The sequence below is a fragment of the Pseudovibrio sp. POLY-S9 genome (assembly GCF_001431305.1).
In the GTDB taxonomy this organism is placed as follows: domain Bacteria; phylum Pseudomonadota; class Alphaproteobacteria; order Rhizobiales; family Stappiaceae; genus Pseudovibrio.
The window spans coordinates 65,103-85,804 of the sequence record NZ_LCWX01000055.1 but is presented as its reverse complement, the minus strand read 5'-3'; the positions used below and the strand labels follow the sequence as shown (position 1 = coordinate 85,804).

General features: G+C 54.2%; 17 protein-coding genes and 1 pseudogene. 10 read left to right on the top strand and 8 right to left on the bottom strand.

Annotated features, from left to right (window positions below):
• Positions 1-10: 10 nt before the first annotated feature.
• The 3 genes from PPL9_RS03610 (at position 11) to PPL9_RS03600 (ending at position 4,645) form a co-directional block, all read left to right on the top strand.
• Positions 11-1,783: a type I secretion system permease/ATPase gene (locus PPL9_RS03610; protein ID WP_152986581.1), complete on the top strand. Its 1,773-nt coding sequence runs from the start codon at positions 11-13 to the stop codon at positions 1,781-1,783.
• On the top strand, positions 1,776-3,092 hold the full coding sequence (locus tag PPL9_RS03605; RefSeq protein WP_057461371.1) for an HlyD family type I secretion periplasmic adaptor subunit: 1,317 nt from the start codon (positions 1,776-1,778) through the stop codon (positions 3,090-3,092). Before PPL9_RS03610 ends, PPL9_RS03605 begins: the two co-directional genes overlap by 8 nt.
• Positions 3,093-3,463: 371 nt before the next feature.
• Positions 3,464-4,645, top strand: coding sequence for a pyridoxal phosphate-dependent aminotransferase (locus tag PPL9_RS03600; RefSeq protein WP_057461370.1), 1,182 nt, complete (start codon positions 3,464-3,466; stop codon positions 4,643-4,645).
• 9 nt (positions 4,646-4,654) lie between these two features.
• Here the strand turns inward: PPL9_RS03600 and PPL9_RS03595 are convergent, their stop codons facing one another.
• From PPL9_RS03595 to PPL9_RS03580, 4 genes are all read right to left on the bottom strand, one after another.
• Positions 4,655-5,611 (bottom strand): serine hydrolase domain-containing protein, encoded by a 957-nt coding sequence (locus tag PPL9_RS03595; RefSeq protein ID WP_208989139.1) that lies wholly within the window; start codon positions 5,609-5,611, stop codon positions 4,655-4,657.
• Between the two features lie 299 nt (positions 5,612-5,910).
• Positions 5,911-7,464 carry an MFS transporter gene (locus tag PPL9_RS03590; RefSeq protein WP_057461368.1) on the bottom strand — a complete coding sequence of 518 codons (1,554 nt, stop codon included), beginning with the start codon at positions 7,462-7,464 and terminating at the stop codon, positions 5,911-5,913.
• 23 nt (positions 7,465-7,487) lie between these two features.
• Positions 7,488-8,387: an alpha/beta hydrolase gene (locus tag PPL9_RS03585; RefSeq protein WP_057461367.1), complete on the bottom strand. Its 900-nt coding sequence runs from the start codon at positions 8,385-8,387 to the stop codon at positions 7,488-7,490.
• Complete coding sequence (locus PPL9_RS03580) at positions 8,384-9,475, bottom strand: patatin-like phospholipase family protein (RefSeq protein WP_208989138.1); 1,092 nt, start codon at positions 9,473-9,475, stop codon at positions 8,384-8,386. The genes PPL9_RS03585 and PPL9_RS03580 overlap by 4 nt, the downstream gene beginning before the upstream one ends.
• A gap of 278 nt (positions 9,476-9,753) precedes the next feature.
• Between PPL9_RS03580 and PPL9_RS03575 the strand changes: the two genes are divergently transcribed.
• Both PPL9_RS03575 and PPL9_RS03570 read left to right on the top strand, forming a co-directional pair.
• Complete coding sequence (locus tag PPL9_RS03575) at positions 9,754-10,263, top strand: hypothetical protein (RefSeq protein WP_057461366.1); 510 nt, start codon at positions 9,754-9,756, stop codon at positions 10,261-10,263.
• A gap of 143 nt (positions 10,264-10,406) precedes the next feature.
• Complete coding sequence (locus PPL9_RS03570; RefSeq protein WP_057461365.1) at positions 10,407-11,183, top strand: alpha/beta hydrolase; 777 nt, start codon at positions 10,407-10,409, stop codon at positions 11,181-11,183.
• Positions 11,184-11,241: 58 nt separating this feature from the next.
• On the opposite strand, the gene PPL9_RS03565 is transcribed toward PPL9_RS03570, so the two are convergent.
• Together PPL9_RS03565 and PPL9_RS03560 are read right to left on the bottom strand one after the other, a co-directional pair.
• Positions 11,242-12,963 carry an amidohydrolase gene (locus tag PPL9_RS03565; RefSeq protein WP_057461364.1) on the bottom strand — a complete coding sequence of 574 codons (1,722 nt, stop codon included), beginning with the start codon at positions 12,961-12,963 and terminating at the stop codon, positions 11,242-11,244.
• A 93-nt stretch (positions 12,964-13,056) separates the two neighbouring features.
• Entirely contained in the window at positions 13,057-14,445 is a 1,389-nt protein-coding gene (locus PPL9_RS03560) for a cytochrome P450 (RefSeq protein WP_057461363.1), read from the bottom strand.
• A 358-nt stretch (positions 14,446-14,803) separates the two neighbouring features.
• Here PPL9_RS03560 and PPL9_RS03555 point away from each other — a divergent pair, with 358 nt between their 5' ends.
• The 5 genes from PPL9_RS03555 to PPL9_RS03535 all read left to right on the top strand — a co-directional run bounded on the left by PPL9_RS03555 (position 14,804) and on the right by PPL9_RS03535 (position 19,230).
• Positions 14,804-15,229 (top strand): hypothetical protein, encoded by a 426-nt coding sequence (locus PPL9_RS03555; protein WP_057461362.1) that lies wholly within the window; start codon positions 14,804-14,806, stop codon positions 15,227-15,229.
• A gap of 169 nt (positions 15,230-15,398) precedes the next feature.
• Positions 15,399-16,325, top strand: coding sequence for a ubiquinol oxidase subunit II (cyoA, locus tag PPL9_RS03550; RefSeq protein WP_208989137.1), 927 nt, complete (start codon positions 15,399-15,401; stop codon positions 16,323-16,325).
• Positions 16,319-18,316, top strand: coding sequence for a cytochrome o ubiquinol oxidase subunit I (gene cyoB / locus PPL9_RS03545; RefSeq protein ID WP_057461361.1), 1,998 nt, complete (start codon positions 16,319-16,321; stop codon positions 18,314-18,316). Before cyoA ends, cyoB begins: the two co-directional genes overlap by 7 nt.
• Positions 18,313-18,921, top strand: a complete 609-nt coding sequence (gene cyoC, locus PPL9_RS03540) for a cytochrome o ubiquinol oxidase subunit III (protein ID WP_057461360.1) — start codon at positions 18,313-18,315, stop codon at positions 18,919-18,921. The genes cyoB and cyoC overlap by 4 nt, the downstream gene beginning before the upstream one ends.
• 9 nt (positions 18,922-18,930) lie before the next feature.
• Complete coding sequence (locus PPL9_RS03535; protein WP_057461359.1) at positions 18,931-19,230, top strand: cytochrome C oxidase subunit IV family protein; 300 nt, start codon at positions 18,931-18,933, stop codon at positions 19,228-19,230.
• Here the strand turns inward: PPL9_RS03535 and PPL9_RS03530 are convergent.
• Both PPL9_RS03530 and PPL9_RS34075 read right to left on the bottom strand, forming a co-directional pair.
• Positions 19,199-20,260, bottom strand: coding sequence for a glycosyltransferase family 1 protein (locus PPL9_RS03530; RefSeq protein WP_057461358.1), 1,062 nt, complete (start codon positions 20,258-20,260; stop codon positions 19,199-19,201). The genes PPL9_RS03535 and PPL9_RS03530 overlap by 32 nt on opposite strands.
• 18 nt (positions 20,261-20,278) lie before the next feature.
• A pseudogene (locus PPL9_RS34075) lies at positions 20,279-20,702 on the bottom strand (NAD-dependent dehydratase); the annotation flags it as partial.

Below are 20,702 nucleotides of genomic sequence, written 5' to 3'. Positions count from 1 at the left end.
GAGCTTGGGTGTGGCGCCCGAACCAACCCAGCATAAAAACAACAAGCTGGAGGGTATTTTGGGTAAGCCGTTACAAGAGCACACATCCTACATTTCCAACGCCTTTCGCAAACTCTATCGGGCGTTTTGGGGCATTGGTGGCATCAGCATGTTAATCAACCTGCTTATGTTGACTGGCCCTTTGTTCATGCTGCAGATCTATGATCGCGTCTTGTCCAGCAGCTCTGTGCCAACGCTTGTTGTTCTCAGCCTGTTTGTGGCTGTGCTTTATATCTTCTACGGAATTCTGGATGGTCTGCGGAACCGGCTGTTGCTTCGTGTTGGTCAACACGTGGATGAGCAGCTCACCGGTCTGGCCTTTGAAACATCGACCCGTGTCCCGTTGGTTATGGGCGCTGAGGGCGAACGCTCCAGACCTGTCAGCGATCTGGACTCCATCCGGCAGTTCCTGTCCGGCTCCGGTCCTTCCGCGATCTTCGATATGCCATGGATGCCGCTCTATTTGGGCATCGTGTTTCTGTTTCACCCGCTTTTGGGCACCACGGCTCTCATTGGCGCGTTGTTCATCTGCGCCTTGATTGCGCTGAACGAGTTATCCTCTCGTCGCCCGGCTGCAAACACAGCTGTTGAAGCCAACAAGCGGACCACATTGATTGAAGCGTGCCGCCGCAATGCCGAGAGCATTGAGGCCATGGGCATGATCGACCATTTGCGGGACCGGTGGGAGGACAACAATGATGTCTTCCTTGGTCGTCAGCGGGCAGCCTCTGACCGGTCCAACATCTTCACCACCATGATCAAGACCCTGCGGTTCATGCTGCAGTCCGGTATTCTTGCCCTTGGGGCCTGGCTGGTCATTCAACAGGAAGTCTCTGCAGGCGTTATGATCGCGTCTTCCATTATGACAGCTCGTGCGCTGGCTCCGGTTGAGATGGCAATCGTCAACTGGCGTGGTTTTGTTGCCGCCAGAGTTGGCATTTCGCGCCTTCAGGAAATCTTCGCCTCACAGGCAAAGCCAAAGGAGCGGGTGTCCATTCCGTTCCCGCAGGAGTCGGTTGTTGTTGAAGGCTTGTCCTGCGGACCGATTGCGGCCAAGGAGGCCTTCGTCAAAAACGTTTCTCTGGAACTGAAAGCTGGCGATGGTCTGGGTATCATCGGGCATTCGGGGTCCGGCAAGTCAACGCTGACGAGAGCGATGGTTGGCATTACCAATCCTCTGAAAGGCTCGATCCGTTTTGATGGCGCTGAGCTGGACCAGTGGAGCGCGATGGATCGTGGTGATTTCATCGGCTATCTGCCACAGGACATTCAGCTTTTTGATGGCACCATCGCCGAGAACATCCAGCGTTTCAAGCCGGATGAAGACAGCAACAAGCTGATTGAAGCCGCCCGCATGGCCAACGTGCACGACCTGATCGTGAGCTTGCCGGAAGGCTACAACACTGTCATCGGCGCAACTGGCAACGGTCTTTCTGGTGGTCAGCGTCAGCGGATTGCACTGGCGCGTGCGCTTTATGGCAACCCGTTCCTGATCGTGCTGGATGAGCCAAACTCCAATCTGGATGCGCAAGGCGAAGCAGCGCTGACCAACGCAATCCACGACATGCGTGAGCGTGGTTCCATCGTCATTGTGGTGGCACACCGCCCGGCGGCAACATCAGCAGTCGATCAGATCCTTGTGATGAATGAGGGTGAAGCAGAAGCCATTGGTGCAAAAGACAAGATCATGAAGCAGGTGATAGCTCCGCTTCGCAAGCCGCAGGAGGTCGCGTTAAATGGCTAGAAATACCGACAATTCCTACGATATCGGCGCAAGCATCACCCGTCACCTCAAATGGGGCGGCGCTCTGGCAGCACTACTCATCTTTGGTGCAGGCACCTGGACAATTGTGACGGAAATTTCCGGTGCGGTTGTTGCTCCGGCAACCATCGTTGTTGAAACCAGCACCAAGAGCGTGCAGCACCGCGATGGCGGTATCGTCAATCAAATCCTCGTCAAGAACGGCGATCCGGTGAAGGCCGGAGAACTGGTCCTGCGGTTGGATGATACCGTCACCCGCTCTAATCTGGCTGTGCTGACCAATCAGCTGGATGAGCTTTATGCGCAGGAATCCCGGCTGACTTCTGAGATACAGGGCCGCACCGAGATTACGTTCAAGCAACGGGCAAAATCTCCTTTGCACCGTGCGCATCTGATGATGATTGAAGAAACCCAGCGCAACATGATGGAAGCGCGGCAGAAAAATCACCTGAGCAAGAAAGAGCAGCTGGAAACCCAGATCGGCCAGTTTGAAAAGCAGATCGATGGCCTAGAGCTGCAGCGGGATGCAAAACAGAACGAAGTGGACCTGATCAACACCGAACTGGGTGGCTTGGAATCTTTGCGTAAAAAGAAACTGGTGACCGAGTCCCGTGTCATGGCGTTTCAGCGTGAGCGCAGCTCTCTGGAAGGCGTGCTTGGCGGCATCATTGCCCAGATCGCCCGCTCTGGAGAGGCGATCAGCGAACGCCGGGTCATGATCATACAATCAGATGAGGAACTACGGTCCAACAATCTGGAACAACTGCAACAAACCCGCGCCCAGATTTCTGAGCTCGAAGAGCGGCGTATTGCAGCGCAGGATGAGCTTCGCCGGACGGAAATCAGAGCACCCCAAAACGGCAAGGTGTTTGATCTGGCCATTCACACCATCGGCGGCGTCATCATGGGCGGCGAAGTGGTGATGAAGATTGTGCCGGAAGAAGACCAGCTCATCGTGGAAGCTAAAGTGCAGCCGGTGGATGTGGATCAGATCAACCCCAATCAGGAAGCAACCATTCGCCTGCCCGCGTTTGACAAGCGCACCACCCCGGAACTCAAGGCGCGGCTGAAAACCATCTCGCCCGATCTGGTGGAGGACCCGCGCACAGGCAGCACTTATTATCTGGCCGAGCTGGCTATTCCTGAAGAGGAACTGGAGCGTTTGGACGGCAAATCCCTCATTCCGGGCATGCCGGTTGAGGCGTTTATCAAGACAGAAGACCGGTCTGTTCTGTCTTATCTGATCAAGCCAATGATGGACCAGATCGCACATGCGATGAGAGAGACTTGATGCTCCTGGGGTTGATCCGGGCATATCTCTGAAAGATGGGTTTTCAGGCAAAGATATACCCAAAAGCCATAGCCCCAGTGTGTTGTGAGAAGTTGAAGCAATGGCCGCTCCTGTTGCTTCAGCAACCTCCTCCCGAGAGCCCGGAACCCTAATTCCGGGTATGTGAAGGCCCGTGTGGTGCTATGCCGCCGCCCTGTGCGAGCACTGCACGGGCTCTTTCCCTCGCAAACGCTTGACGAAATCTCTATCCTGGAAAATGCTATTTGCTGATATATGAATAGACTTCAGGACGGTGATGCCTTGGGTCTTGTTTCGCCCCCGAGGCTCACGAGGTTGATCATTGTTTGAAATCCGGGCGGACGGGCAACATATTGACGAGTTTAGCAAAACAAGGGCTGGAAAGCCGTGCAATTCAGGTTCCTCCATCCATCACGCGAGAGCTGGCAAATACTGCCATGAGCGTGGAGGGCCTTATTCCTTTGTGGTTTGGGGAGCCAAACATCCCCACCCCCAAATTCATTTGTGATGAGGCGGCACGATCCTTGTCTGCGGGAGAAACGTTTTACGCAGAAGGCCTCGGACGGCCTTATTTGCGAGAGGCGATCTCAGGCTATATGAGCGAGCTTTACAACAAGCCCATCGGCGTGGACCGTGTTGCGGTTACCGTCTCCGGCGGCAATGCGCTCAATCTGGCCTTTCAGTGTGTGCTGGAAGAAGGCGATACCGTTGTCACGCTGACGCCCGCCTTCCCAAACCTGCTCTCCATTCCCAAGCTGCAAGGTGCCCGCACGGTCACTCATTCACTTAAAGTGAAGGACGGCAAGTGGTCGCTGGATGTGGAAGCATTTCTGGAAACTGCCAGGGGCGCAAAGGTGGTGTTGCTCAACTCACCTTCCAACCCGACGGGCTTTATGCTGACCAGACCTGAGATTGCGCGGATCATGGAAGTTCTGCGCGAGCGCGGCACATGGTTGATCTCTGATGAGGTTTACGCCCGCACCGTTTACTCCGGCAAGGCAGCACCATCGTTTCTTGAGGTGTCCGAGCCGGAAGATCGCCTGATCGTGGTGAATTCCTTTTCCAAATCGTGGGCCATGACTGGCTGGCGTTTAGGCTGGCTCACCTTGCCGCCAAGCCTGACGCCTGTTGTCGAAAAGATCGCCGAGTTCTCCATCGCCAGTGCCCCGCCGTTCTCTCAACGCGCAGCTGTGGTTGCACTTCAGCAGGGCGAGGAGTTTGTTGCGCAAATGGCAAAGAACTACCAGCACGCACGAGATCTGGTGTGCTCGCGCTTGCTCGCCCATGAGGGCGTGACCTGCCCTGTGCCAGAAAGCGCTTTTTATGCTTATTTCAAGGTGGAGGGCGTGACGGATTCCGTCGCTTATGCCCGCATGTCGATTGAAAAAGCCAAGGTGGGGCTCGCGCCGGGAGATGCATTTCTTGTTGGAGAGCCGGGTTGGTTCCGCCTCTGCTTTGCGCAAACGGATGAGCAGCTCAATGAAGCCATGGCGCGGCTGTCTCCATACCTTGCCAATGCGCGGGAAACGGCGTGACCCTGTAAGTTAGAACCAATGATAGGAGGGCAGTGTCCCTCCTATTGTATGGAGAATAAGCGGTTCGATCTTCTCAAAGAGCTTCTCATTGTTGGAAAGCACAACAATCCCCATATCCTCCTGCGGATAGCCAACTGTGTAAGAGCGATAACCCGGATTGCTGCCCCAGTGCCAGATGGAGCTGTTTGGCTTGGTCGCCTGAAGCCCCCACCCCATTGACCAGCCGATCTTGCCTGTCACAGTTTTGTGGGTTTGCAACATGCGCTCTTTCAGCTCGGGCTCTGCGGCCTCATCCATCATGGCAACCAGAAAGCGGGCGTAATCTCCAGCCGTGGTGTGCAGGCTCCATGCCGCATTGCCGATGGCGGGTTTCCGCTTGTCTTTTATCCGGTCCCCCTCTGCATCATACCCAAAGCGGATGCGGTAATCGTAAGCCCGCTGCCAGAGATAGCTGGTGGACGACATGCCAAGCGGCTCGAACACATGGATGCGCGCTAGTGTCTCAAGGTTCAGCCCCGTCCGCCGTTCCAACACCTGCTGCAACAAGGCATAGCCGGAACCCGAATAGGTAAACTCCGTCCCTGGATCAAACCGCAGTTTCAGCGGATCTTTTTCGTCAAAGTTGGCGAGGCCGGAGGTATGAGAGAGCAGCATACGAGCGGTGATGCGCTTCAATCGTGGGTCAGAACCTTCAAACAGATCCGGAGCGTACTGGTAGAGCGGGCGCTCCAGCGAGAGGATATCCAGATCCACCAGTTTCAGCGTCAGATAGGCGAAGACGGGCTTGCCGAGGGAGGCAACTTCAAAAATAGGCTCTTGCGCCCCAACCACAGTTTTGCCTCTGCTGGATTTGTCGTAGAGACGGATAAACTCGACCTTCCCCTCACGAACCACCGCCACACTCAGGCTTGCATCCGGATTGCCGCGCTGGATACCTTTGGCGTGCTCGTCCAACTTTGCAATCATATCTGCTTGTGGGGCTGTTTTTTGGAGGGGCGTGGACTCATTGCAGCCACTGAGCGCCAGAAGTCCTGCCAAAACTGTTAGTGTCCGTAGATGCATCAAGAAGCCGTCTTAAAATCAGGTGGTGCCAAGGTGTTTATGCAAATCGCCGGGGCATCGCTCCGGTTACCCTGAGAGCATACGCCTAAGAAGATGAAGGAGAGATTGGCCTGCGCAGTTAATTTTGGCCAAACCTGTAAGCAAACAAAATGGCGCCAATGCGTCAGGTTGTGGCTTACGACCCTTACACGGGGACTTTCGCACTAATCATCTGCTGGCTTTTCCGGTGCCGGTGTTTTTGAGGCTGGTGGTCTTTGTCTTGGTGTGTGGCCTTTGAAGGCCCAAAGAGACATGACAGCGGCACCAGCCAGAACCAGTGCGCTGAAGAAAAAACCATCTGCAAGTGCTCGGCTGCTGATTGCTTTGAGGATGTAAAGCGAATGCGGCCAGCGCTCGTGCAGCAAGGCGGCAGCGGCGGGTTGATCACCCATGAACTTGTAGAGCAGCAACTGCAGCAGTTCGCGGTCTTTGTCATTGGGCTCCATCAGCTCAGCTGCAGCGGAAATCATCGTCTTTTCCCGCCAGTTTATGAGAGCCCCCACGCAGGCAATGCCAAACACACCGCCCACCTGCCGGCAGGTTTGCAGCAAGGCCGTGGCGCGGGCACGGGCGAGCAGAGAGACGTGAGAAAGCGCTTCCGTGGAAACGGAGCTGATGAGAAAGCCCAGTCCGGGGCCCATCAGCATCATTCCGGGAAACAGCATCCAGAGATTGTTGAAGTGGATCACCAGGGCCTGCATCAAGAAACCAGCCCCCATGGCCAGACTGCCGCAAACTGCAAGATTGCGGAAATTGATTTTGCCCACCAAACGCCCCCCGAACTGAGCGCAAATGATGATTGTCAGCACCACAGGCAACATGGAAAGGCCGGCTTGAAAGGGCGTCAGGCTCAAGACGTTTTGCAGGAAAACGGCGCCGAACACCACTTGTGCCAACAAGCCAAACGGAATGCAGAAGAGCAGCAGGCAGCAGCCCAGATAGACCTTGTTTTCAAAGAGGGAAAACTGGATGAATGGCTGCGCGACACGGTGCCTGCGGGCAAACAGCAGGTAACAAATCAGGGCTATGAACCCAAGCGAGACGACCCCTTCCCCCAATGTGAGGCGATAATCGCCCAAGCGTTGAACTGCAACAGTGAACACCAGCAATGCCATGACAAAAAGAGCTGCGCCCAGAAAGTCAAAATTACCGGTTTCTCTGGAGGTTTTGCCCTTACCGATGGCAAAGGCCATGATCAGGACGGCAGCTCCAATGGGTACGTTGAGCAAGAACACCAGCCGCCATGAGAACAGCTGTACCAGCGTGCCACCCACCAGTGGCCCTGCTGCCATAAAGACCAGGCCAGCGCCGACATAATGTGCCAGAGCCTTGCCCCTTTCATCCGCCGGATAAGAGGAAAACACGAGAGCCGTTGCCGCAGGCTGCATCAATGCGGCGCCGAGCCCCTGAAACACGCGGGAAGTTATGAATATGTCGCCCGTCGGGGCGTAGGCACAGGCGAGCGAGGCGGCTGTGAACAGTGCCACACCGATGCGAAGGGAGGTGAAGTAGCCGAATTTATCGCCCAGCCAGCCACCACACATCAACATAGAGGCCAGTGCGATCAGATAGGCGTTGACCGCCCATTGCAGGTGCACCGGACCAAAGGCATAGGTTCGCTGAAGGGATGGCAGAATAATGCCCAGCACAGTCTGATCGATCATGACCAGAGCGAGTGCCCCGATCATATTCAACAAAACCAGATGTTTGCGGGCCATGCTTGCCTCCACTCGTTTACGGTTCAGGCACGGTTTTCAATTTGAGCCATGAAGCCCATCAGCGCTTCTATGCATTGCGGTTCATCCAACAAGGGGCAGTGCCCGCGATTGGGAATATCCACCGATTGCATGTAAGGGGCCATGTTCTTCATGGAGCGGATGGTAACGGCAGTGGTGACATCCGACAGCTCACCGCGAATAGACAGGACAGGCAGCTCAAGGTCGGCGGCGCGCTGGTGAGCCTGCCACAGGTCACGGAAGCCCTCTTTGTTCTCGCAGAGTGCCACGCCGAGATTGTCGTCGTAGCGATGGTGCCATTTGCCGTTTTTGCGACCATACATGGACAGCGCCATGCGCTCCCACTGGTCCTCCGGTAAGTTTATAAATTGGTTGCCTACGTGCTCTTTGATGGTGCTGACCACCGCACTCAGCTCTTCTTCGTCCTCCAGCTGTCCGGCATACCCAAAAATGCGCGACATGCCAGCAAACTCGATTGTGGCGCCAAGGTCATTGAGCACTGTGCCAGCCAGCATATCCGGGTGGTCCTCCACCATCAGCATAGCAAGCAAAGCGCCAAGGGAGGACCCGAGCAGCACCACGGGCGGTTCTCCGGTGAACTTCCAGAACTCGTAGATATCGCGGAGGTAAACGGTGGTGTTGTAGTTGCTGTAATCCGGGTCATACTCCGATAAATCCCGCCCACGCAGGCTCAATGCGTAGATCTTGTAGGTTTCGCTCAGCTGGACGGCCATAGGGTCCAGATCGCGCGCACAGCGGGTCAGGCCCGGTAAAGCGATGATAGCGGGTTTTCGGGTGGTGCCGTTGCCATACACACGGTAATTGAGCTTGATGCCGTCGGACGCCTTGAACCATTTGTTCTCATAGGCGCCGCTGTCATATTTGCTTTCGTCAATCTCACTCATTGGCACCTCTTTTCTTCCGGGTAAGGCTTATGCTTTGAATGAACGGATTCAGTCATATGGCCTTTTGATTTGGCAGTCATGATGGCGTCGATACGCCCGCTGTATTTTCGCAAAGCCTCATCTGCTGCCAGATACCCTGTCTTGATGCGGTCATTGATGCTTTTGGGATCGAAATCAACCACACCGCTGAGCGCATTGTGCTCTGCTTGCACAGTGATGATGTGGGAGAGTGCACGCATGGTCATGAGAGATTGATAGTGCTCGCATTGCCGGATAGGAGAGTTCTCGGGAACCAGATTGTCCAGATCCCAGAGCATCTTAGAATAATGCTGAGCGCACTTGTCGCCGTCCAGCATATGCCAGAACTTGTCTTCAAACACGAGTTCCGTCATGCGGTAGATCGCTTCTTCAACCGTTGAGGGAATGATGCCTTCCGGGCAAAACAGTTCGATCAGGAAGATGGGCATGTGGGCGATTTGATGATCATCCAGAATGCGCAATAAAGAGCGGATTGGGGTGTTATCGTAAAGTCCTCCATCCCAGTAAAAGTGGCCGTCCAGCTCGATGGGCGGAAAGCCGGGGGGGAGACTGCCACTGGCCATGATGTGCCTGGAAGTGAGGTAGTGGTCCCGGTTGGAAAAACGCTCGATCTGCCCTGTGGCCACATTGGTTGCCGTGATCACCAGCCGCGGCGCGTATTCGCTGTTGAGGTGCTCAAAGTCGATGAACTTTTCCATAGTCTCAAGCGCCGGAGTAATGTCGTAGATACTGGGCTTCGTCTCTGACATGAAGGACGGAGGGTGTAGCTTGAAAAAATGCGGATTACCCAGACTGGCGGAAAGGAGTTTCTGGCTGGAATGCCAGATGAAGCCCGGGGTGTGGCTCAGATGCTCCCAAAGAGCGTGGAGGGTCTCAATGGGGTCGCCGAGCTTGGGAGCTGCAATAACAGCCGCGTTCAGCGCACCAATGGAGGTGCCAGTGATGATTTCCGGCTCATAGCCCGCCTGATAAATGCGGGTGAGCGCACCAACCTCATAGGCTCCAAGAGCTCCACCGCCTTGCATGACAAGGCCAACTCCTTGTGTCATCTACCGTCCTTCCGACAGGGTTTCCTGCATTCCCCCCGGAGTGCACCGGATTGCGAAAGAGAAAACCCTCTCCTCAAACCAGCAAACAAGACGTGATGATGAGCGGCCCGAAAAAGCCCACCTCACGGATGAAGCTTAGGCGCGAACCTCCAAAGAAAACATAAAGCTTGCCAGAAAATCGTGCTTTTGAAAGGCGATTGCAATCACCCAGGCGCAAGCCTCTCCTGACACTATGGCTCCTTACGAAATCTGCCTCAATGTAATGAAGTCGTAACTCAATGAAAAACAAATACTTATATAGCCTCACAAAAAAGCTGAAGAACCTGCGGAACATAGCCGTACTCGCTCTGCTCGGGCTTACACTTGCAGCATGCCAAACGACCATTACGGCGAAAGACATTGAAGAAGCACAGGTAAAGGTCTCAAAGGTGACCGTGATGGGCGATTGGAAATATGAAGGGCTGAACAATGTTCTGGGCGTGGACTACGATAAAGACATAATCGTTAAGGTCACAAAGAAGGCCTTAAAGAACAAGTTGAAAGACCTGCATGGTCCGAGACGGGTCAACGTTGACGTCAAAATTCAGAGCTTCTTCATTTCAAATATGGGTTATGACATCCTCTTCGGGACAGGTGCATCCTCCATGTCGGGCATGGTGACGGTTATTGATGCGCGGACAAAAGAAGTCATTGTCAAAGACGCAAGGATTGGCACAGCAGTCGCAAACCACGAAGTGTTTGCTGAACAGGTTGTGGCGAAGGTTTTGCGGGCGACAAAAAAGCCCTGACGACATTATCTGGCTGCCGTTGCTCTCTGCAGTGGCATGCTGCTGTTAAATTGCGAGTTCCGGGCTTACACTTCGTTGAGCCTGAGCTGATAAAGCGATGAGAGTGGGGCTCTGTCTGGGGCCCCGTTCTTTAGGAGCTTCAGATGCCAAACAGCTCTTTACCTCCAGTCCTGCTTTTGACCGGCACCAACGCTGCGGCCTGGACGATGGACACTGTCCGTATGTCCTTCGAGGCTTCCGGGTATGTCTGTCACAGCCTCACCTATCGGCATCATGACCTGCCACCGGGGCTGGAACGCGATACTAAGCTTGTCGGGGTGAGCATCGCGGATTATGTGGAGGATGCCCGGCATGCCATAGCAGAGATTGGCGAGGCGCCAGTTGTTGTCGGGCACTCGATCGGCGGGGTTATCGCGCAGCTTTTGGCAGCCGAGGGCGCCATAAAAGCAGGGGTTCTTCTCAACAGCAGCATTGTGAACGGCATTTTGCCAACGACGGACGGGGAGCGCGAACTTGGCAAGCTGCTCATTTCGGCTGGTGCATTTTGGGAGCAGGCCCTGAAGCAGGATTTCGAGCTTCTGACGACGTATGGGTTCAACACGCTGCCGCCCAGTTTACAACGGGACATCCATGCGCGTCTCTGCTCCGAATCCGGGCGGGTGCTTTTCGAGTTTGTCTTCTGGATGTATGACGTTCGCCAAACCACGTTTGTTGACCCGAACAAGGTCTCTTGCCCCTTGCTCTTCGTTTCAGGAACCGAGGACAAGGCTGTGACGCCAAGCACCGCGCGATTGATGGCAGAGCGCTACGAAAACTCGGACTTCCTCACGGTCAACGGGGCCTGCCACTACATCCAGTTTGAGGACCAGTGGCCAGAGACAGCTGTCAAGGCGCTCGACTGGTTGAGACAGAAACTGTGAGTAGACTGCTCGTTTCAGTTGAGCCAGATGCAAGAGGATAGCTAAACCGACGAGCTTTCTATGTGCTGGTGGGCTCGCTGTCGTCACCCATCATCATTTTCCAGATGGCTTTGATGGCCAGTTCCGGGTCAAACCAGCTGACAAAGCGGGTATCTACGGGTTGGCCATTGCGGATCGTCATGGCGGGGCGGATCAGGCGCAAGCCCTGCGGCATCATTACCTGAGGGTTGCCGTTGAGCAGAGTGAAGTCGGCCTTCATGCCAACGGCAATCATTCCAAGTGTATCTTCCTGCCCCAGCTGACGAGCGGCGTTGACTGTCATGGCCTGCAACGCTTCTTCAAGCGTAACAGCCTGATCTGCGCCAACCACCGTGTTACCACTGGTGGATGTGCGGGACATGGCAGTCTCAACAGTTCCCATCGGGTTCATGGGCGTTGCAGGGTGGTCCCCATGGAAGGTTATGACAGCACCGGCATCCTTGGCATCGCGCACAGGCATGTAGCGATCCAGCCGCTCTTTGCCAAACAAGCTTTCCAGCTGATCACCGTAGTGGCTGATATGATCGACAAAGAAACCTAGAGATACGCCCAGATCAGCAGCTCTCTGAATTTGCTCGTCGGTTATAAGCGCGTTGTGCTCAAGCCGATGTTCAATGTCATCGCGCGGGTCTTCTGCCTGAATGGCCGCAATTGCCATCAACGCCTGATCAATGGCGCGCTCTCCCTGCGCGTGCATCGCAACTTGCCCGCTGCGTTTATGCACGTCGCGGAGTTTCTCCAACAGGTCTGTATCACTCATGCTGAGGTCACCCCGGTGACCCGTAGACAGGCCTAGCCGTTCCAGCACCAATTCGGAATCTTCATAGGGTTCATGGGTTGCGGCCCCGCCGGTAAAGGGTGATCCGTCCAGCCAGAACTTTGCACCCAGGATGGTGAACCGATCATCCCCTCCAAAGCGCCAGTTGGGAAGTTGATCCTCTGTCAGATAAACGTAGGTTCGCACTGGTGGATTGTCTTCCAGCCCAACACGTTGCAACAAACCAACAGGGTTGGGATGGCGGCCGACAGCGCCCGTCACGCCAATGGTGGTGTAACCGGCCTTGGCATAGTCAGTGTAGGTCTTGCGCACCAACAACTCGACTGCTTCATCTGAAGGGGCGGGAATGGCAGAGACAACACGGTTGATCTCTTCCAGCTCTCTCAGCATTGGGCCGCGGCGCGGGTCAACACCAGCTTCTTTCAGCGCAGCGGTATTGGCGTAGGCCTCGTGCATCATTTGGGTCAGAACGAGCATGGGTTTATCAGGGGAGATGGCGTCCAGCTCCGCCAGTGTTGGCGGAGAAAGGTCTCTGATCGCAATCGGATCCCAACCGTAGGCCAGCACCCACGGGGTTACGCTGAATTCATCGGCGGAATCCTGCAGGGCCTGCATGATTTGCATGCGGTTGTCGTATTTAAAGGCGCTGATGTCCGTGGCTGAGCCCAGCAGGGCAGCTGCAATCGGGTGGGTATGGGGTTCAATCAAGCCCGGGATCAACGTGCCTTTGAGGCGTATGATCTCCACGTCGGCAAGGCCTTCCAACTCCCGCACATCACCAACGGCCATGATCTCGTTGTCATCAACCAGCACGGCCTGCACCTGTGGCAGCTCCGGGTCCATGGTCAAGACGCGGTCTGCGGTGACGATGTATTTGCCGGGATAGGTCGGTGGCAGAGAGTACCAATAGTAGCCTGCAGCAGCTCCGACGATGATAATTACCAACCCAGCAATCCAGCGCATACCAACCTCCCAGTTCTTACCCTCACGGAATGATGCATATAATTGGCGGTGATGCCACCCGATAGTTTCGGGCTATTCGCAGGTTTTGACCTGCTATTGTGCCATATGATGGCGTTTTATGAGTTTGCACCTGATTTCTGAACCTGCCCGCAAGGCGACACCGGATTCTGGAAAGACCTCGTCAGGCTTCATAACTTTGAAACTGTAAAAGCGTGTCAGACGGGCCAGCAAAACGATTGCCTGCACCGTTGCAAAACTGGCGCCTGCACACACGCGCGGGCCAACACCAAATGGTATGAAAGCGCTGGTCATGGGGTCATCAGCGCGCTCAAACCGGTCCGGGTCAAAGTGGTCCGGATTGTTCCAATAGGATCTGTGCCGATGCACAATCCATGGTGATATAATGATAAGAGCCCCGCGCGGAATCTTGTGACCGCCTATGGCGCTGTCCTCTTCCGCCATACGGGTCATGAAAGCGATTGGTGGATACAATCGCATGGTTTCGCGGAAAACATCCCGTGTGAATTTCAATTTGGAGATGTGCCGGTATTCGATGTTCTCGCCATTGGTGACATTGTCGGTCTCTCTCCTGATGCGCTCCGAATAATCAGGCCGCTGGGAAAGAATGAAAAACGCCCAGTTGAGGATTGCCGAGGTTGTCTCATGTCCAGCAAGGAAGAAAGTTGCAATGTGATCTACCAGCTGTTCCTTGCTCAGGGGCTGGCCCGTTTGTGGGTGCCGGGCATCAAGCAGCCTCTGGCACATATCATCGTGCTGGCCAAACCGGTTGGCGGTATGTTCCTCTACCAGATCACGCAGCAAGAGGCGCAACTCATTGCGGAGAAGCTCCGCTTCCTTTGGCATCGGAGTTTTTGGGGCGTCTGGCGTGCCGCGCAAAATCATTTTGCGCGCCCATGTGGTCGTGATGGATTGGTAACGTGAAGACAGCGAAAACACCATGCGTGCCCGATCATTGTCAACCGGATGCGAAAAGATAGTGCGGAAGATGATATCTGCAGTCAATCGGTTCATTTCATCGCGCAAGCTGATGGTCTTACCGAGTTGTGACATTTGATCCAGAAAAGACAGAAACTGCGTGCAGGCACTTTGAACATGCTTGTACGCACCACGAATGCTGACATGGGAAAACACGGGGGCAATCATTTCCCGCTGCTCTTCCCATTTGGGACCACTGACAAGAATGGTGCTCTCACCAATCACCGGCTTGAGCGTATCCACCATCACATCGGATTTGGGAAAGGACAGTCGTTTCTCGACCAGAACCTCGTTGACCAGATCAGGCGCGTTGACAAGGAAACAGGGGCGCTTGGTAAAATAGATCCTCTCCATCGGGCTGTTGAAGAACTCACCGGGGATCAACGTTAAAACGTTGCGTGCCCAGAACACGCGAAACAGACGCAGACCACGAAGTGGCTTGCAAGGCGTGGGAGCCGGTGGCCGATAGAGGATGGAGTCAGGCATGTGTTGCTGCTTCTCCGCGGTACATATCGATCGCGTGACAACTGTGTTTGCTCATTTTCTGCTCTGGACCATGAAAAACAAAAAAACGCCAGATAACGCAAAAAACGCATAAACCTTTCAAAATCCACGCAACTAAAACTTCCTATTATATTTCTAGCACTTAGCTCGCTAATGGTGCCCTAAGGAAACCACGCAAAAATCTGAGTTTCTCTTCATAAATCCTCAAGCAAGCGTGCACTTGTTCCCGTCTCTTCTGACTAGCTTGACCATTACGTCAATATGAGTTTGACTGGAGGGGCTCTGACTCTCCTGCCTGTGTTTTAGGAGAACAAAAAGAGACACCGGGGAGGATAAGATGATGTCGACACCATATTCTGAGACGTTGCAAAAGTGGCTGGATATGCTGGAGGGCGGCAAAGATCTGGCGAAGTTGTCCGCTTTGATTGCCAAGGACTGCGTGTTTTACAGCCCCGTGGTGCACACCCCGCAACGCGGACAACAGATCACAGTCATGTACCTTTACGGTGCAGCGCAAGTGCTGGGCGTCAACAACACCTTCAAATATGTGCGCATTCTGGATCGTGGCGACAACGCTGTACTGGAGTTCGAAACAGAGGTCGATGGCATCTACATCAACGGCGTTGATATGATCCATTGGAACGAGGAGGGCCTGATTGATGATTTCAAGGTCATGCTGCGCCCGTTGAAGGCGGTGACCATGGTGCAGGCGAAAATGGCAGAAATGCTGGAAGGCCTTAAAGCTCCCGCAAAGGCGGGGGGATAAATTGAAAGAGACGGGGGAGTAATTGATAACCATCTCTGTGCTCCCCTCAAAGAATTGGTTCCTGAAATCTCATGGGTCTCAGGCCGTCGGGCCGTGACCTTAAATATTCTGTAATCCCCACCCCCTTGAAATATCCCCGTTAGGTCACCCACTCCTGCGCGGGATTACGATGAAACATTTCATTTCAAAACCTTTCATAACGGGAATAACTCTGCTGGGCCTCCTGCTTGTGTTAGCTGGATGCGGCCTTCAGACGTCCCCGGTTGCCGACCCCAAAGGCCCGATTGCCCTGATAGAACGCGATCTGCTTTACACTGCCTTCTTCATCATGCTGATCGTGGTTATTCCCGTTTATTTTATGGTGTTCTGGTTCATCTGGCGCTACCGCGCAAAAGGTGGCAGCGGTGAATACAAGCCGGATTGGCACAAATCCACCATTATCGAGGTGTTCGTATGGTCTATTCCAGCGGCCATCATCATCACGCTTGGATATCTGGTCTGGACGTATTCCTACAAGCTTGACCCCTACAAGAAGATCGCGACGCCGGAAAATACCATCAATGTGCAGGTGGTGGCGCAGGACTGGAAGTGGCTCTTCATCTACCCGGAGCTTGGCATTGCCTCCGTCAATGAGCTTGCCTTCCCCGTTGATAAGGCAGTCAGCCTGCAATTGACCTCTGACACTGTGATGAACTCGTTCCTCATACCCGCACTGGGGGGACAAATCTATGCCATGGCGGGGATGACCAGCGAGTTGAACTTGCAGGCCAATGAGATAGGCCGCTTCCGTGGCCGCAATACCCAGTACAGCGGTGACGGGTTTGCCATGCAGTTTTTTGATGCTGTTGCCATGACACCGGACGAGTTTGATGCGTGGGTTGCCAACGCCAAATCGCAGACCAAACCGCTCTCCACCGTGACCTATGATCAACTGGCACAGCCGACCATCGGGCACGACGTGGAGTATTTCTCCTGGGTCAAGCCCGGCTTGTTTGCAGAGATTTTGAAGAAGTACGCCAGACGGCCCGAAACCACCTTGCGCCGACACACACCGGTGACGACCCAACCTGCTTGTGAGGGGGATACACCATGCTAGGAAGATTAGGATTAGACTCTCTCCCCTTCTACAGTGCCATCGCTTTTGGTGGTGCCTCAATCACCGTATTGGGCGGACTGGCCGTTTTTTTGCTGGTCACCTACTTTGGTAAGTGGCGGTATTTCTGGGATGAATGGCTGACAAGTCTTGATCACAAACGCATCGGCATCATGTACATCGCCCTTGCCATGGTGATGCTGGTACGTGGCTTTGTGGACGCGCTCATGATGCGCTCCCAACAGGCCATTTCCTTGAACAATGATGGATATCTTGCCCCTGAGCATTTCGATCAGGTGTTCAGTTCTCACGGCACCATCATGATCTTTTTCATGGCCATGCCGTTCCTGACGGGCCTGATCAACATTGTTGTGCCTCAGCAGCTCGGTGCCCGTGATGTGGCCTTCCCGTTCATGAACTCCATCAGTTTGTGGTTGACGGCGGCAGGTGCAGCGCTGGTGATGGTCTCCCTTGTCATCGGCAAATTCTCAACCGCTGGTTGGACCGGTTACCCGCCGTATTCCGGCGCTGAGTATAGTCCGGGTGTGGGCGTTGATTACTGGATCTGGGCGCTGCTGGTCAGCGGTGTGGGCAGCACCATGACGGGGATTAATTTTGTCGTCACGATCATAAAGTGCCGCGCCCCCAAAATGCGCTTGATGCAGATGCCGCTGTTCACCTGGACCACTTTATGCACCAGTTTACTCATGGCTTTCGCTTTTCCAGCACTGACAGTTGTTGCTGCGATGCTCGGATTGGACCGGATTCTCGGGTTTCACTTCTTCACCAATGATTCTGGCGGCAACATGATGAATTACGCCAATCTGATTTGGATTTGGGGACACCCGGAAGTTTATATCCTCATCTTACCCGCGTTTGGCGTGTTCTCAGAAGTTGTCGCAACCTTCTCTCAGAAAAGGCTTTTTGGCTACAAGTCACTGGTCTACGCAACAGCAGCTATTACCATCTTATCCTTCTCGGTCTGGCTGCACCATTTCTTCACCATGGGCTCCAGCCCCAATGTGAATGCGGTCTTCGGCATTGCGACTATGATCATCGCCGTTCCGACCGGTGTGAAGATTTTTGACTGGGTGTTCACCATGTACAAGGGGCGGATCATCTTCCACCCAGCCATGTTATTCACCATCGGTTTTCTGATCACCTTCGTGCTTGGCGGCGTTTCCGGCGTGTTGCTGGCGATCCCTCCTGCCGACTTTTTGATGCATAACTCCACGTTCCTTGTCGCGCACTTCCATAACGTGCTGATCCCCGGTGCGGTCTTTGGGTACTTTGCCGGCTTCCAGTACTGGTTCCCCAAGGCAACCGGCTTCAAGTTGGATAGGGCGTGGGGCGTTCGTTCTTTCTGGTTCTGGATCATCGGCTTCTACCTCGCCTTCATGCCGCTCTATGCCCTTGGTTTCATGGGCATGTCTCGCCGGATGGAGCGTTACGATGTTGCAGAGTGGCAGCCCTATCTGATCGTAGCAGCAGTCGGTGCCTTGAGTGTTCTGATCGGTATTTTCTGTCAGGGTATGCAGCTTTATGTGAGCATTCGTGATCGGGAAAAGAACCGCGATCTGACGGATGATCCGTACAATGGCCGGACATTGGAGTGGCAAACCTCTTCCCCTCCTGCCGAGTATAACTTTGCCAAGATTCCGGATGTGCAGGACATAGATGCCTTCTGGGACATGAAGCAGCGCGGCGTGGCTTATGCCCCTGCGCAAGACTACGAGGACATTCACTTGCCGCGGAACACAGGCATTGGTGTCTTCCTCGGTGGTCTCGGGTTCCTCATCGGCTTTGCGGTCACATGGTACATCTGGTGGCTGGTCGCCCTTGGGTTCCTTGGCGTGCTCGCGTGTTTGATAGCCCGCAGCTCACAAGATCACACCTACGAGATTATCCCCGCTGCCGAGATCGAGGCCCATGAGAAGGCCCGCATCAAAGCTTTGGAAGCCCACAAACCAGCACCGGGGGATTTCTGGTCATGAGCACATACAGCCCTAAAACCACCGGCTCTCCCGGACCGACAGAAGAAACGTTAGATATTAGAGACTTGGGCTTCTGGCTCTACCTGATGACAGATGCGATCATCTTCTCGCTTCTGTTTGCAACTTACGTGGTCATGTTCCAGAACACTGCCACCGGACCGCTGCCGATTGACGTGTTCGACATCAAACACGTCTTTGCCGAAACCATGTTCCTGCTCTTTTCAAGCGTAACGTTTGGCTTCGCGTCCCTCGCCTCTGTCAGAGAGCATAAAAGTCAGGCGGTGTTCTGGCTGATTGTTACCATCGTGCTTGGTATGGGCTTCATATCTCTGGAAGTGATTGAATTTGTTGGCATGATTGAGTCTGGGGCCGGACCGCAGACCAGTGGCTTCCTCACCTCGTTCTTCACGCTGGTGGGAACCCATGGCGCACATGTGAGCCTTGGCATGATTGGGATCACGGTGATGATCTTCCAGATTCTCATCAAAGGGCTGACCTCTCCGGTCAAATCCCGCCTCCATCGCCTCGGCATGTTCTGGCATTTCCTCGACATCGTCTGGATCGGCATTTTCTCAATCGTCTACATGCCCGGCTGGCTTATTTAGGAGAGTAAGATGCACCCGCAATCTCACAGTGCAAAGAGGCTGATCACCGGGTTTATCCTCGCGTTGGCGCTCACACTCATTCCGTTTGCCATTGTCTGGACCATGGTGTTTCCGGTTGAATTGACCTTCGGTATCATCGCTTTATGCGCGCTTGTTCAGGTTGGCGTACATCTGCATTACTTCCTTGGCATTGATAGCAGAACCCCGATTGAAAACGTGCTTGCCATGAGTTTTGCGGGCGTTCTGATCTTCCTGATGGTTGGCGGAACGCTCTGGATTATGTTTGATCTGTATGAGCGGATGATGTGAGGATATCCTTGGCTTTCTGAGACTGCTCAGTAGAGAAGCTGACGAGGTTACTCAGAAAGTCCTGCGTGGCCTGCTCCCAGGAGAATGTTTTGGCATGGGCGATGCAATCCTCTGGTTTCATTGGTAAAGCACGTTGGATTGCAACTGCGAGATCCTCATCCATCGCCCCAACTGGGGCATCACTAATAATGTCTTTGGGGCCCGTCACCGGGTAGGCTGCAACGGGGATACCACAGGCCAAAGCTTCCAGATTAACGAGGCCGAATGTATCGGTTTTAGATGGAAACACCATCACATCTGACCCACAATAAGCCTTGATCAGATCATCTCCGGTTTTTGCCCCAGTAAAGACTGCATCTGGATGACGCTTTGTAAGCGATGCCAGATCCGGCCCATCCCCCACCAGAATCTTTGTTCCCTGCACGTTCAGATCTAAAAACGCCTCCAGATTCTTCTCGGGCGCAATCCTCCCCACATAGAGCATTATTGGTTTGGGAAGGTCTGCAAACATTTCAGAAGGAACAGGCCGGAACTTCTTCAGCTCAACTCCCCGCCGCCAACGCACGGCACGTTTAATTCCGATACGATTGGCAGTTTCCAACATAGTCTGTGTAGTGACCATGGTGTGGGTGGCTTGATTGTGAAAGGTAATCAACCACTTGTAAAACCAAGCCTCAGGCAGACCGGTGCGCATGGAGGCATACTCCGGGAACTTGGAGAGCCATGAACTGGTGAAGTGATGCGCATTGCGGCGGCAGTATTTGCGAGCGGCCCAACCCAAAGGCCCTTCGGTCACCACATGCAGTGCATCAGGTTTCAGCTCGCGCAGCATGCAGGAAAGCTTGTGATAGGGGAACAGTGCCAACTTGATGTCCGGATAGGTTGGCAGCGGCATTTGGTGAAACTGATCGGGCGTGATGAGGATAACTTCATGCCCCAGAGCGGATAACTCGCGGCGCGTGATCTCTAAAACACGAACCACCCCGTTGATCTGCGGGTGCCAGGCATCGGAGACAATGACAATTTTCATCGGCCTATCCCCGTAACGTTACCAGAGGGACAAGCAAGGGATTTTAGTCGTGTCGCAGCGATCTGAGTAGTTTTTCGCAATATCAGTCACTTCCTCAAGCAGCCGATCACTCAGCGTGATTGGCTCCAGTCCCATCTCCAGAAATTTATGATTGGCCACCATCAAATCGTTTTCTGCAGCTTCCTTGCGCGGATTTTCCAGATATGCGATTTCCACATTTGCCATTTTGGCGACCATCTCAGCCAGATCACGAACCCGGTGGACCTCTGTCATCTGGTTGAGGATCTTTACACGATCTCCACGCTCTGGTGGATTTTCGACGGCGAGCTGAACGCAGCGCACAGTGTCCTGAATATGGATGAAAGCCCGCTTCTGGCCGCCGGTGCCGTGCACGGTCAGCGGGTATCCAATCGCGCCTTGCATGAGGAAGCGGTTGAGTACG

Excerpts from the sequence above, each read along its gene's own strand:
- PPL9_RS03605 (WP_057461371.1), top strand. The coding sequence starts at position 1,776 with ATGGCTAGAAATACCGACAATTCCTACGATATCGGCGCAAGCATCACC.
- PPL9_RS03595 (WP_208989139.1), bottom strand. The coding sequence starts at position 5,611 with ATGATTGCAAAGTTGGACGAGCACGCCAAAGGTATCCAGCGCGGCAAT.
- PPL9_RS03590 (WP_057461368.1), bottom strand. The coding sequence starts at position 7,464 with ATGGCCCGCAAACATCTGGTTTTGTTGAATATGATCGGGGCACTCGCT.
- PPL9_RS03585 (WP_057461367.1), bottom strand. The coding sequence starts at position 8,387 with ATGAGTGAGATTGACGAAAGCAAATATGACAGCGGCGCCTATGAGAAC.
- PPL9_RS03580 (WP_208989138.1), bottom strand. The coding sequence starts at position 9,475 with ATGACACAAGGAGTTGGCCTTGTCATGCAAGGCGGTGGAGCTCTTGGA.
- PPL9_RS03575 (WP_057461366.1), top strand. The coding sequence starts at position 9,754 with ATGAAAAACAAATACTTATATAGCCTCACAAAAAAGCTGAAGAACCTG.
- PPL9_RS03570 (WP_057461365.1), top strand. The coding sequence starts at position 10,407 with ATGCCAAACAGCTCTTTACCTCCAGTCCTGCTTTTGACCGGCACCAAC.
- PPL9_RS03565 (WP_057461364.1), bottom strand. The coding sequence starts at position 12,963 with ATGCGCTGGATTGCTGGGTTGGTAATTATCATCGTCGGAGCTGCTGCA.
- PPL9_RS03560 (WP_057461363.1), bottom strand. The coding sequence starts at position 14,445 with ATGCCTGACTCCATCCTCTATCGGCCACCGGCTCCCACGCCTTGCAAG.
- PPL9_RS03555 (WP_057461362.1), top strand. The coding sequence starts at position 14,804 with ATGTCGACACCATATTCTGAGACGTTGCAAAAGTGGCTGGATATGCTG.
- cyoA (WP_208989137.1), top strand. The coding sequence starts at position 15,399 with ATGAAACATTTCATTTCAAAACCTTTCATAACGGGAATAACTCTGCTG.
- cyoB (WP_057461361.1), top strand. The coding sequence starts at position 16,319 with ATGCTAGGAAGATTAGGATTAGACTCTCTCCCCTTCTACAGTGCCATC.
- cyoC (WP_057461360.1), top strand. The coding sequence starts at position 18,313 with ATGAGCACATACAGCCCTAAAACCACCGGCTCTCCCGGACCGACAGAA.
- PPL9_RS03535 (WP_057461359.1), top strand. The coding sequence starts at position 18,931 with ATGCACCCGCAATCTCACAGTGCAAAGAGGCTGATCACCGGGTTTATC.
- PPL9_RS03530 (WP_057461358.1), bottom strand. The coding sequence starts at position 20,260 with ATGAAAATTGTCATTGTCTCCGATGCCTGGCACCCGCAGATCAACGGG.